We start from the raw sequence: 12,439 nt of genomic DNA on the forward strand, positions 1-12,439 counted from the left end.
TATGTTTCAAATAAAAAAGAAAATAAAGACAGATGTCTTGGTGGCAGGAAGCGGGCTAGCCGGGATAAAAGTAAGTAAAGAGCTTGCAGATCAACAGGCAGATGTATTGATGGTCACAAAGATGCAGGTTGCATCAGGTTCAAGCTTTTATCCGCTGAAAGCCTCCCTTGGAACTCAGGTGACAAAAGATCAAGAAGACGAATCTGTATTTCTTGAGGATATTGAGAGCCTGAGCCATGGCATGCATGGACAGGATTTGGCTGAGGTGTATGTGAAAGAAATCCCAGAGCGTGTTAAGGAATATCAGGCGATTGGTGTGAAGGCGAAAAAGTTAGAAGGAGAGCGTAAAGCTTGTTTCGCTGAACATGAACGGGAAATCTATTTATTAAGTGACTGGGATCAGATTCGTGAAAATGTGAGAACTATTTTTGCAGCGTATGAAAATCTGTCTATCATGGAAAAAACAATAGTCCTTACTTTGCTGAAAAAAGATAACTGTGTGGCGGGAGCCATACTTTTAGATGAAAATAATGAACTCGTTATGGTGGAGAGCAAGTCTGTCATATTGGCAACAGGCGGTTTCGGCAGTATTTATCAGCATAACTTAAATCCCAATGATGTGGATGGATCCGGCCATATCCTGGCGATCGAAGCGGGGACCCGTTTTGTTAATATGGAGTACATTCAATTCATTCCAGGCATTACGGCCCCGAAATATAAAACCCTTTTTGGAGAGCATACATTAATGTATTGTGATGATATAGTCGATGAAGCAGGAAGCAGCTTACTTGACTCTGTGCTGCCTGAAGGGTTATCGAAGCAGGAAAGTCTGAAGATTCGGAGCACGCACGGTCCGTTCACCCATTCACTAGATTCGAAGTATTTTGATATCGCGATGATGAAAAACATCATCGCGAATCAAAATGATCGCGGATTCAGGCTTTTATATCGGACCGGGTTATATGAGAACGAGGAAGAGTTCTACACGGTCTATTTAAATTGGCTGAAAGAGAGAAATATTCATCTTTTGGAAAATGAAATTCGGATTGCCCCATTTGCCCATGCCAGCAATGGAGGAGTCTATATTGACACATATGGCAGAACCGGCGTGAACGGATTATATGCCATTGGCGAGCTGTCCTGCAATATTGAGGGGGCGAACCGATTGGGAGGAAATTCGACTGGTGCCTGCATGGTATTTGGCAAAAGGGCTGCAGCAGATTGTGTCAGGTATATCGAAACACAAAGCCGTGCGGAAATCTCTGAACATGAAGCTTTGAAACAGATCGAGAGCATGTTTGGCGTTCAGGGGCAAAGAAAAGGTCCTTTTATAGATAAAGAGAAAAAGGTTCATCAGGCTATTGAATCGATTAAAAAGCTCATGTGGTATCATGGTAATGTCGTGCGCAATAAGGAAGGCCTATTGAAAGCATTGGAAACCATCAGAAAGCTGGAGTCAGAGCTTGACTTAGGAAGATTATTCGAACAGCAGTCGACCCGAAAGCTGACAGTTAAGGCACGAAACTTCTTCAAGCTTTCGCAAATTCTGCTTGAGGCCATGCTGGAACGAAAAGAAAGCAGGGGCGCACATTATCGTGAGGATTATCCGGAAGAACGGGAAGAATATAATAAAAGATTGTTTATTTCCATGAAAGATGATGGAGCATTGGAGTATCGCTTTCTGAATGAATAGGGAGTAGCTTTTCAATGCTCATAAGTGGAGGGGGAAAACCTGGATATGGGTTTTCTCTTTTTTTCAATTGTAAGGGAGGAGCACAATCATGCAGATTGGAGTCATTGATATTGGCGGAACATCGATAAAATATGGCATCGCTTCAGACGAAGGAGAGCTTTTTAGCCTTGATTCTATCCCCGCTGAGGCTTATAAGGGCGGCCCTTTTATAGTAGAAAAAGTGAAGATGATCTGTGATGTGTTGTTAAAACAGGCAAGAGTAGAGGGCATTGCCATCAGCTCGGCAGGTCAGATTGATAACCAGAATGGGACCGTGGTGCATGCAACGGATAATATTCCGGGATACACGGGTACCCGGCTAGCTGAGTTTATTTCAAAACATACTGGACTGCCGGTTACTGTTGAAAACGATGTGAATTGTACGGCTTTAGGTGAATATTGGCAAGGTGCAGCTAAAGATACAGATGATTTTATCTGTGTAACTATTGGCACGGGGATTGGCGGTGCGTTATTCTTAAATGGTAAGCTATACACAGGCGCCAACTTTTCAGCCGGGGAAATCGGCCATATCAATCTGTACCCAAACGGGAAGCCCTGCACCTGTGGAAACAATGGCTGTTATGAAAGATATGCTTCCAGTTCAGCCCTATCAGAGCAGGTGGAGGAAAGAATGGGTGTGAATCTCCCATTAGAGAAGTTTTTCGAGCTTGCCAGAGAGGGCAATAAGGAAGCTTATAACCTATTTGTGCAGTGGGCAGATGATGTGGCGACAGGCATTCAAAGCCTTGTTCATATTTTTAATCCCGAGCTTGTATTGATTGGCGGCGGAATTTCTGCACAAGGAGACTTTTTATTGCAAGAGATACAATCGTCTTTAGCAAAGAAAGTGATGCCAAACCACTGGAAGTCGCTTCGTTTGAGAATTGCTGCGCATGAAAACAAAGCTAATTTATTAGGGGCAGCGAAGCACTTTTTGGACATGAACAGGAAAAGTTAGTTGAGGGGTTACTATGGAAACGAATAGAAAAATCACAGGACTGAAGCCTACTATATTAATGGAACAGCATAAACACAACTTTACTAAATCCGACCATAGAATACATGAGTATATTTTATCGAATACGGACAAGGTTTTATACCATTCATTAACGGAATTATCTGAGGCGATAGGAGCTGCAGAGGCTACAGTTTTACGTTTTTTCAGAAAGCTGGGCTTTAAAGGTTTTCAGGATTTTAAATTTTCGCTGGCCCAAGAGGTATCTGGCAATTCCAGTCAGGCTGGCGACGAGACCTATATTGAACGCATTCGTACGAATATGGTACATGCCATTGAAGATACGTATAGTATGCTGAATAATCAGGCTCTTGAAAACAGCATCGAGGCAATAGTCCGTTCCAGGGATGTGGTGATTTTCGGCATAGGCTCTTCCGGAATTGCCGGGCTTGATATGCAAAATCGCCTAATGAGAATAGGAAAACATGTTGATGTCGTCACAGATCCTCACTTCCAGGTGATGAGGGCGACCTCCTTAGATGAACATTCCGTTGTGATTGCGATTAGTTTAACAGGCAGCACAAAGGATATTGTCGACACTGTCAAAATAGCAAATGAAAAGAAAGCTACAGTGATTGTATTAACAAACTATGTGAAATCCCCTTTGGCAAAATACGCAGATTATATTTTACTGACATCTGTAAAGGAAAGCCCGTTAGACAGCGGTTCATTAGTAGCCAAAATCACACAGCTATATTTAATTGATCTTATCTGCACGGGAATCACCATGAAAAACTATGAACAAGCTTCAAAAGTTAAAATGGAGATATCCGAAAATATCAGTAATAAGCTGTATTAATGGGATTCATTTAAGCAACTACTGCTGTTTCTAATTGTATTAAATATTAAAAGGAAGGCCATTGTGCCTTCCTTTTATAACTAATTGGAAAGGGAGATTATATAATGAAAAAGCGTTACCTGTTATTTTTTTCGTTAACGGTCCTTTTTTTATCATTGGCTGGATGTTCAAATAATGACCAAACTAAAAATTCAGGAGAGGAGAAGCAAGAAGGAACCAAAGAGAAAGTGGAATTGACTATCTCGGCAGCAGCAAGCCTGCAGGATGCCTTAACGGATATTGAAGCAAGCTTCGAAAAAGAGCATCCGAATGTGCTGGTAAACTTTAACTTTGGAGCTTCAGGCTCACTTCAGCAGCAAATTTCCCAGGGAGCACCCGTTGATCTTTTCTTTTCAGCTGCAGAGGATAAATTTGATAAATTAGTACAGGACGGGCTTATTGAAGAAAAGAATGGAATTGATTTAGTTGGAAATGAACTTGTTCTGGTGGTGCCTAAAGAATCAGCAATGGGAATTAAATCGTTTAATGATCTTGCTGAAGCAGATAAAGTGTCTATCGGCACTCCAGAGTCTGTTCCTGCAGGGAAATATGCGAAGGAGTCTTTAGAAAATACGGGTATTTGGAAAAACATGGAACAAAAAGTGGTGTATGCCAAAGATGTTCGGCAAGTGCTTACATATGTAGAGACAAATAATGTGGATGCTGGAATTGTTTATAAAACGGATGCATTAATATCTGAAAAAGTTAACATTGTGGACACGGCAGATGAAAACACTCACGATGCCATTATTTATCCTTTGGGTGTGGTTAAAGATACAAGCCATCCAGAGGAAGCCAAGTTATTCTATGATTATCTTCAAAATGAAAAATCAATGAGTATTTTTGAAGAGTATGGGTTTAAAGGCCTTAAATAAGTTAAATGGCTGCTGATTTTTGTTCACCAGTCCTAACGTTTGCCGGAAATATCCCAGGAAAAAACGATTCCAACAGCTATTTATGTAGCTATTGACTCAGGCAATGCCTGGTTATAGGTAGCGAGTATGATAGGAATTTCATTTATCATGCTAGTTTTTGTCCAGATGATAAAATCTTAAAAATTCATTTTAAATTAGCTGGCATCCTTTTGCGGGATGTCTATTTTTATTGCAAGAGAGCTGGAATTCGCACAAACATCAGGTGACAGTTCAAAAAGAGGCAAAAAAAGAGCCGCCAATATTGGCAGCTAAAGCTTAAAACAAGAAGCAGATTAAAATCCGCAAGGAGAAGCCATGCGGTTAGCCGATATCAAAATGACCATCCTTTGATAAACGCCAAGCAGGTTATTCAACAATCTGTTCCCACGTAATATTGAAAGCCAGCTTCCAAAAAATACCCAGGTAAATAATCGCTATCCCCAAATACAGATAGATTCCATATGGCAATAATGTGCTGACAAAATGAAGGCCGGCAAATAATGCCACAATCAGCATCAATCCGAATATAATGGCACTATTGCCGTTTTGATTGTACTCATTAAAAGACTCCGAAAAGGGCAGGGCTTTCTTTAGAACCATAAAACAAATGACCGCATATAGACAGGCACTGATAAATACAGCGATAAGATCCGGCAGGATTTTTGCCCCAAATAGGAAAAGGAATAGTGCACTTAGAAGCAAGTAAACTGGCAAATATAACTTAAAGATAAATGCCTTGATGGTACCCCTGAACACCGGCTTTAGCTGTTTGAGAGGGGCAACCCGGTAAATAAAGGCACCCTTATATTTGCCTGAATACTTTAGAAGAATCATAATGGTCGGAATGATGATCAAGCTAAAGTAAATCGTTAAATAGGACTTGCTGTCAGATAGCTGTGCAAAATCTTCACGAAGAGTATTCATGATAAAAATAAACGGAATCACGATGGAAAAACCCAGAGACGGATAGGCTTTCAGCTTAAAATCCCGTTCATTTCTCATCATGCTGCCGGCAAATCTGAAAACTGCTCTTTCTTCAGGTGAGCGGCAAATGATGCTGAGAAGGAATTGTCCCGCTTTACTCCGTTTCGTTTCTTTGGCTTTTCCATGATAAGCAAGCTTTTGGAGGTTTTGCTCGAAGGTGCTGGTAAATTTCATATAAATCCAGATGGACAGGATCGGAACAATGAGTCCTAATGCTGAAAAGATGAGATAAAACGGCTGGAAGGTGCCCTTCATCATCATTTCGATATTTGCCCCAAACCACATTGGAAAGATGAATACCTGCCACCACTTTGGCTGAAGCGAAACCGTTAAGTCAATTAACTCAAAAGAGCGAATAAGCAATTGATAGCCAACCATGATCATAAGGGACAGCCCAATTTGGACATAGTTGATGATATCTTTTAATTTTTCCCCATCAAAAAATCGCAAAATCGATAAATAGATCAGGGCGGTTAAACCAACAACCAAAAGGTCAATCAGGATGATGTTTACGGCAGCTATAAGGAAAAATAAGAGGCCATTTTTAATTAGTCCCACTATCAAAGGGATTCCCGCAAGCGCAATGGTAAGGAAAGAAAGATAAATCGTAACATGCACCATTTTTGCTGTGCTGATCGTTTTTCGGTCGACTGGCTTTGGAAACAGGATGTTACGATCACGAATATCCAATAAAACCGAAGAAAAATCGGAAATCATGGAGGTCATGACGAAAAAGGTGAAAATCCCATAAAAGAGGCTCATCTGGAAAAGGTAATTGTCCCCCATAAGCACAAATGGAATCAAAAACAGCCCAAACAATACGTAAATCCATAAAGACTTTATGTACTGATTGTTCTTTTCTTTGTTTCCTTTTTTTGCATTCTGCGAGAAAATGGTGGGCACACGCCGTCCATCCATCGTTAGCTTTACTTGCAGGAGTGTTCTCATTATCTTGTAATCTACGCCAAAGCTGCTGAAAATCCGCTCAAAACGATCCAATAGTTTAAGAGTGCGATAGTCCTGCATCCCTACATCTCCCTTACTACTGAAACAAATCTGGCACCAAGTTCCTTATGTTCACTGAATCCCGTAAGCTGGTTGAAGATCTGTTCGAGTGAACCTTCCGTATTTTGCTGCCTTAACTCTTCAAAGGTGCCATCTGCAGCAATTCTGCCGTCATGCAGGAGAATAATGCGGCTGCTTATTTTTTCGACCACATCCATAATATGAGAAGAATAAAAGATCGTTTTTCCCTGTTCGGCAAGCTGTGCCATGATTTCTTTGAATATCATGACACTATTTGCATCCAGACCATTGATGGGTTCATCAAAAAACAGAAGTTCCGGATTATGCAGTAAGCTCGAGATAATGAGGAGCTTTTGACGCATTCCTTTTGAATAAGAAGCTATCCGGGAATGGTAGACTTCCCCTGTTCCAAATAGTTCCATCAGGCTTTTTGCCTTATCACTGGCGAGGTCCGAATCGAGACCATACAATTCGCCAACAAAGGTTAAGTATTCCTGGCCGGTCAAATTATCGTATACATCAGCGATTTCCGGCACATATCCGATTTTTCTTTTATATTCAATATTTCCATCCGAAATATCCTGGCCAAAGATTTTGACTTGTCCTGAATAGTCATCTTCAATGCCAAGCATGACTTTGACAGTAGTGCTTTTTCCAGCACCGTTCGGGCCAATATACCCGATGATTTCCCCGCTTTTCACCTGAAAAGATACACCATTCAGCACGGACTTCGGACCATAGTTCTTTCTCAAATCACTAATCTCTAATATAAAGTCCTCCATCATCTTAACCCCATTTCTAAATTATTCCATTAATTCTAGTGTAACATTAGATTTGTTGTTTGCTAAAGGGGGATTTGGGAATTCCTTTATTATTAATTGCGATGTAAAACTGAAGGTATAAGAATTCATGGTTAATGGAGCAGGAGGTATCCTCGTAGGCTAAAAGGCCAGGTTAGTGGAAGCACACCATTGGCTGCTTCCACTATTTAAGCTTACAAATTGTCTTTATGATAGGGCGAATTCATTTCTTCGCTTACTGCACTGAAGGTATTCCCATCAAGGTCAAAGAAATCAAACCCTTTCATAATCCCATAATCATGAATGTCTGTTGTTTCCACTCCATTTTGTTTCAACCGATCGTAAGCTTGCTGGATGTTATCTACTTCGAAATTATAATAGACATTTTTACTTTTCCCTTTGACGGTAAATTCCGTTGGCTGAGGTTTTTCTACCTTTATTAAAGCAAGACCTGTGGTGTCATTCTCAAAAACATAACCCACACCATGATCAGCCCCGTTTTCCTGCCACTCATCTACTTTCGTTAGGCCGAGGTTTACTTCATACCATTTTTTAGACCTTTCCAAGTCCGTAACCGGAATAAAAATGCTGCCTACCTTAAACATGCAAAGTCACACTCCTTATTTTTTGTTCCTATACAAACGAGTATAATAAAAGAAAAGTTACAAAAAAATGAAAATATTTTTCGGAGGAAAAATGATTATTGAATCTTTAACTGTTGAGGAAATTTCTTTGAGGCTATATAAATATTGTTTATCCTTAACATCCTCAGAATGGCTGGCCGAGGATCTAACCCAGGAGACAATGATTAAATTGATCAAAATAAGAGAAAAAGAGCCAGACAGAGTGATTAACATAACTTTTTTGTACACCATTGCCAGAAATATATTTATTGATGAAAAGCGCAAGAAAACTGAAATGTTGGTGGACCCTCATGAGTTATTTGAGAAAAGTTGGGATTTTACGGAGTGGGACAGTTTAGTAGAAATCTTATATAGTACACTTCCACTCCGTCAGGCTATGCTAATAACGTTAAAAGATGTGTTCCAATATACTTCTGAAGAAATCGCCGCAATGCTGAGAGTCAGTAATGAATCAATTAAAACAGCCCTTCACCGAGCAAGAACTTCATTAAAGAAAAATACTTCAATAGATAATAAAAAACAGCCATACAATGACAATATAATAAATGAATTTTCATTAGCAGTTAAAAACCAGCAGCCGTTAAAGATATTTTACTATTATCGACTGCTGCAAACAGAACAGTTCAAGGTGATTACCAATAGGGAGAAGGGTTTCCATGCCATTTTTATATCAGATCCTGATGGAAATATTCTTCAGATATTATCAAGATAGTATATAGCTATAGAAGTTAAGGGGAGAAAAAAGTGATACCGACATTAGAGACTAAAAGATTGATGCTGAGAGAAATCTTGAAAGAAGATGCTGAGAGTATATACGCTTGTTTTTCTAATGACAATGTGACCCGTTACTATGGGCAGGAAACATTAGAAAGGATGGAACAGGCTGAAGCAATTGTTGACTTTTTTGCAAATAGCTACAGGGAGAAAAGAGGAATACGCTGGGGAATTGAACTTAAAGGGAAGAAAGGAATAATTGGGACTGTTGGCTTCAATGCATTGTCTCTCAAACATAAGCGGGCAGAAATAGGATATGAAATACATCCTGAACATTGGAGAAAAGGCTATACTTTCGAAGCTGTATCGAAAGTTATTCAATATGGATTCGAGGAATTGGATCTAACTCGTATTGGGGCAGTTGTATTTATGGAAAATGAGGCATCTAATAAATTACTGACTAGAGCCGGATTTCAAAAAGAGGGTATTCTAAGAGATTATATGCAGCAAAATGGAGAAGCACACGATACCTATGTATATTCAATTCTAAAAGATAATAGGTAGGCTCTAAATAGGAGAATTAATGAGAAACCTTGCCGGCCAGGTGGCTTATTCAATTTGCACAGACGGGGAAGAAGAGTTTATTACATTTGAGGTGGCTTTAAATGAAAACTTATGCAGTTGAGGATTTACCGAAAAATAAAATAATAGAATTCTTTAAATTGCATTGGGGAAGCCCAGAAATGGTTACCTCCAGTGGAATTTATGATTGTAGTGCACTAGATGGTATTGCTGTTGTAAATGAAGAAGACAAAATCATTGGCTTAATTACCTACATAATTAAAGATAAGGAATGCGAAATTATATCCTTAGATAGTATGGAAGAAGGTAAGGGGATAGGTACATCATTAGTTCAAGAGGTAGAAAATCATGCTATAAAGAAAAATTGTAAAATCGTTAAACTTATAACAACAAACGATAATTTATTAGCATTAAAATTTTATCAGAAACGAGGATTTATCCTGTCCAAAATTATTAATAATGCGGTTGAGAGAGCAAGAAAGGTAAAACCCGAGATACCCTTAATTGGAAATGATGGTATTCCGATCAGAGATGAAATTGAATTGATAAAGGTATTGAACTAATGGGTACTTATGTACAAAATTAGCTGCTAATCGAGCAGCTTTTTTCTTTTTAAACTAAGTAGTTGAACGGGTATAACTAAAAAATCGTAATGATTACTATTTACAAATCGTAATCATTACGATAAAATGTTCACTATGTAAAGGGGGAGTTACATTGGTAAAAAAATTTGCAGGCTTACTTAGGTTATTTATTGTTATCTTAACGCTAGTTGCGTGTGGAGGAAAAGCTACAAACAGCACTGAAAGTGAGAGGGAACCAAAAGGATCCAGCAAAGAGTTAAAGATTTATACAACTGTATATCCTCTTCAGTTTTTTGCTGAACAAATTGCAGGAGATCAAGCTTCCGTGGAGTCTATTCTGCCATCGGGATCAGACTCGCATACATATGAACCAACCACCAGCGATATGATAAAAATATCTGAATCTGATGCTTTTATTTATAATGGGGCAGGTTTAGAATCATATGCAAACAAAATCTCGGAAACCATTCAATCTGATGACGTTAAGATACTTGAAGCATCAAAAGGAATTAACTTGGAAAAGCATGTACATACCCATGAAGGAGAGGATGGCGGCCATGAGCATGAAGAAGAAGGCAGTCATGAGGATGAACATGCTGGACATAATCATGGGGATCAAGATCCTCACGTTTGGCTGGATCCTATTCGTTCTATTCAGCTGGCAGAGCATATAAAAGATTTATTAGTTGAATTAAAACCTGAGCAAGAAGAGATTTTTAACCAAAACTTTGAGGGGCTGAAAGGAAAGCTCGAAAACTTAGACCAGGACTTCCGTGCACAACTTGAAAATTTACCTGAAAATAAAATTATTGTATCTCATGCTGCTTATGGCTATTGGGAGAAAACCTATGGGATCGAGCAAATCGCAGTATCCGGCTTGAGCCCTGCTAACGAACCCTCACATAAAGAGGTACAAAACATCATTAAGACTGCTGAAAAGCATGGTTTGAAGCATGTATTTTTTGAACAGAATATAACTCCTAAAGTGGCAGACATAGTTAGGAAGGAAATTGATGCAGAGGCTTTACGTATACACAATTTATCGGTTTTAACAGAAGAAGATATAAAGAATAATGAGGACTACTTTACTCTCATGCAGTACAACTTAGAGGAACTGACAAAAGCTTTATCGAAACCTTCATCCGAGGGAGCTTCTGAGACAAATGAGCAGGGTGAACACGATCACGGCCATACTCATTCACATAATGAAGAAACAGCAAAAATTTATGAAGGATATTTTGAAAACAGTCAAGTGAAGGATCGATCCTTATCCGACTGGGAAGGTGACTGGCAGTCGGTATACCCATATCTTCAAGATGGCACCCTTGACGAAGTATTTGCTCATAAAGCAGAGCATGGGGGAGAGATGACAGCTAAAGAATATAAGGAATATTATAGTGAAGGATACCAAACAAATGTTGGACGAATTCAGATACAGGGGAATAAGGTAACGTTTTTCAAAAACGGAGAAGAATATTCTGGGGAGTATATCTACGATGGGTATGAAATTTTAACATATGATGCGGGAAATAGAGGGGTTAGATATGTATTTAAACTAGAAGCAAAAAATGAAGGTCTTCCTCAATATATTCAGTTTAGTGATCATAGTATCTATCCGACAGAAGCTAGTCACTATCACCTGTATTGGGGTGACGACCGAGAAAAATTACTGGATGAAGTTACCCATTGGCCTACGTACTATCCATCTGACATGGATGGCCATGACATTGCCCTTGAAATGATGGAGCATTAAAATACGGAGCAGAACAGGAGGATGATGATTTAAGAGATTCGTTATTACAAACTAAAAGAAGAAACTGGTTCTGCAGAATATAAGATAGCAAATTAAATGAAAAATATGCTTTGAACTTCACGATGAAATCAAAAAGAAAATCTAGTATGTAAGGCAAGAAACTAGAATGTTCCCGGCTCTGATGAAAAGGCCCATTTCAACATTGCAGATAGCGGCAGTTTTTATTTTTTCTGCAATCAAGAAAAACATGATTGGATTGTGTATTGTGTATTGTGATACTTATTAGATGGTTTTTTTAGTTAAAGAAAGCCGCCTGTATAAAATACAGGCGGCTTTCTGTCAGCTATTAATCTCTATTTTATCTTCCTTATGAATATCTTCCGTACCTGCTTCCAGTGCAGTCTTGTAGTATAAGCATTTATGCTCGATGACATCCATTGTTTTTCTTAGTTCTTCCATTTGTGCTTCTACATTTGCTTTTCGCTCCAGAAACATGTCATATCTTTGCTGCAGTGTAGCATCCCCTTCAGAACACCAGTCTATGAAATTTTTTATTTCCTTAATAGGCATTCCGGTGGCTTTCAGGCATTCTATTACTTTTAGAGCGCTAAGGTCGGATTCTTTAAACAAGCGGTTTCCGCTGGAGGTCCGTTCTACAAAAGGCATCAGACCTTCTTTGTCGTAGTAGCGGAGGGTATATACTGTCAGATTCAATTCCTTTGCCACTTCACTGATCGTGTATGTCTTCATTATTTATCTCCTATTCTTATAGATATAGACCTAGAGTTAACTATAAGGTATGAGGTGAGATTATCATGGTATTTTATAAATGTCAAAGTCACTTTATTGGGAT

General features: G+C 39.1%; 12 protein-coding genes. 8 read left to right on the plus strand and 4 right to left on the minus strand.

The genetic code is table 11. The features are described from left to right. Position 1: 1 nt before the first annotated feature. The 4 genes from IRB79_RS04590 to modA all read left to right on the plus strand — a co-directional run bounded on the left by IRB79_RS04590 (position 2) and on the right by modA (position 4,460). Positions 2-1,693, plus strand: coding sequence for an FAD-binding protein (locus IRB79_RS04590; protein WP_243506980.1), 1,692 nt, complete (start codon positions 2-4; stop codon positions 1,691-1,693). 88 nt (positions 1,694-1,781) lie between these two features. Then, positions 1,782-2,690: an ROK family protein gene (locus IRB79_RS04595; protein WP_243506982.1), complete on the plus strand. Its 909-nt coding sequence runs from the start codon at positions 1,782-1,784 to the stop codon at positions 2,688-2,690. A gap of 13 nt (positions 2,691-2,703) precedes the next feature. Continuing rightward, complete coding sequence (locus tag IRB79_RS04600; protein WP_243506983.1) at positions 2,704-3,546, plus strand: MurR/RpiR family transcriptional regulator; 843 nt, start codon at positions 2,704-2,706, stop codon at positions 3,544-3,546. A gap of 104 nt (positions 3,547-3,650) precedes the next feature. Further along, the gene (gene modA, locus IRB79_RS04605) at positions 3,651-4,460 is read left to right on the plus strand and encodes a molybdate ABC transporter substrate-binding protein (protein WP_243506985.1); all 810 of its coding nucleotides are present in this window, start codon (positions 3,651-3,653) and stop codon (positions 4,458-4,460) included. A 405-nt stretch (positions 4,461-4,865) separates the two neighbouring features. On the opposite strand, the gene IRB79_RS04610 is transcribed toward modA, so the two are convergent. From IRB79_RS04610 to IRB79_RS04620, 3 genes are all read right to left on the minus strand, one after another. Then, on the minus strand, positions 4,866-6,509 hold the full coding sequence (locus tag IRB79_RS04610; protein WP_243506987.1) for a hypothetical protein: 1,644 nt from the start codon (positions 6,507-6,509) through the stop codon (positions 4,866-4,868). A gap of 2 nt (positions 6,510-6,511) precedes the next feature. Next, entirely contained in the window at positions 6,512-7,291 is a 780-nt protein-coding gene (locus IRB79_RS04615; protein WP_243509226.1) for an ABC transporter ATP-binding protein, read from the minus strand. 212 nt (positions 7,292-7,503) lie between these two features. Beyond that, positions 7,504-7,914 (minus strand): VOC family protein, encoded by a 411-nt coding sequence (locus tag IRB79_RS04620; RefSeq protein ID WP_243506989.1) that lies wholly within the window; start codon positions 7,912-7,914, stop codon positions 7,504-7,506. Positions 7,915-8,005: 91 nt separating this feature from the next. On the opposite strand from IRB79_RS04620, the gene IRB79_RS04625 reads away from it, so the two are divergent. The 4 genes from IRB79_RS04625 to IRB79_RS04640 all read left to right on the plus strand — a co-directional run bounded on the left by IRB79_RS04625 (position 8,006) and on the right by IRB79_RS04640 (position 11,586). Then, positions 8,006-8,665 (plus strand): RNA polymerase sigma factor, encoded by a 660-nt coding sequence (locus IRB79_RS04625; protein WP_243506990.1) that lies wholly within the window; start codon positions 8,006-8,008, stop codon positions 8,663-8,665. A gap of 32 nt (positions 8,666-8,697) precedes the next feature. Continuing rightward, positions 8,698-9,231, plus strand: coding sequence for a GNAT family N-acetyltransferase (locus IRB79_RS04630; protein WP_243506992.1), 534 nt, complete (start codon positions 8,698-8,700; stop codon positions 9,229-9,231). Between the two features lie 101 nt (positions 9,232-9,332). Then, complete coding sequence (locus tag IRB79_RS04635; protein WP_243506994.1) at positions 9,333-9,812, plus strand: GNAT family N-acetyltransferase; 480 nt, start codon at positions 9,333-9,335, stop codon at positions 9,810-9,812. A gap of 154 nt (positions 9,813-9,966) precedes the next feature. Continuing rightward, complete coding sequence (locus IRB79_RS04640; protein WP_243506995.1) at positions 9,967-11,586, plus strand: metal ABC transporter solute-binding protein, Zn/Mn family; 1,620 nt, start codon at positions 9,967-9,969, stop codon at positions 11,584-11,586. Positions 11,587-11,925: 339 nt separating this feature from the next. On the opposite strand, the gene IRB79_RS04645 is transcribed toward IRB79_RS04640, so the two are convergent. Next, positions 11,926-12,336, minus strand: a complete 411-nt coding sequence (locus IRB79_RS04645) for a MerR family transcriptional regulator (RefSeq protein WP_243506996.1) — start codon at positions 12,334-12,336, stop codon at positions 11,926-11,928. Between the last annotated feature and the right edge of the window lie 103 nt (positions 12,337-12,439).

The organism is Cytobacillus oceanisediminis, from assembly GCF_022811925.1.
Classification (GTDB): domain Bacteria; phylum Bacillota; class Bacilli; order Bacillales; family Cytobacillaceae; genus Cytobacillus; species Cytobacillus oceanisediminis_D.

Coding starts and splice junctions, on each gene's coding strand:
- IRB79_RS04590 (WP_243506980.1), top strand. CDS start 2: ATGTTTCAAATAAAAAAGAAAATAAAGACAGATGTCTTGGTGGCAGGA.
- IRB79_RS04595 (WP_243506982.1), top strand. CDS start 1,782: ATGCAGATTGGAGTCATTGATATTGGCGGAACATCGATAAAATATGGC.
- IRB79_RS04600 (WP_243506983.1), top strand. CDS start 2,704: ATGGAAACGAATAGAAAAATCACAGGACTGAAGCCTACTATATTAATG.
- modA (WP_243506985.1), top strand. CDS start 3,651: ATGAAAAAGCGTTACCTGTTATTTTTTTCGTTAACGGTCCTTTTTTTA.
- IRB79_RS04610 (WP_243506987.1), bottom strand. CDS start 6,509: ATGCAGGACTATCGCACTCTTAAACTATTGGATCGTTTTGAGCGGATT.
- IRB79_RS04615 (WP_243509226.1), bottom strand. CDS start 7,291: ATGGAGGACTTTATATTAGAGATTAGTGATTTGAGAAAGAACTATGGT.
- IRB79_RS04620 (WP_243506989.1), bottom strand. CDS start 7,914: ATGTTTAAGGTAGGCAGCATTTTTATTCCGGTTACGGACTTGGAAAGG.
- IRB79_RS04625 (WP_243506990.1), top strand. CDS start 8,006: ATGATTATTGAATCTTTAACTGTTGAGGAAATTTCTTTGAGGCTATAT.
- IRB79_RS04635 (WP_243506994.1), top strand. CDS start 9,333: ATGAAAACTTATGCAGTTGAGGATTTACCGAAAAATAAAATAATAGAA.
- IRB79_RS04645 (WP_243506996.1), bottom strand. CDS start 12,336: ATGAAGACATACACGATCAGTGAAGTGGCAAAGGAATTGAATCTGACA.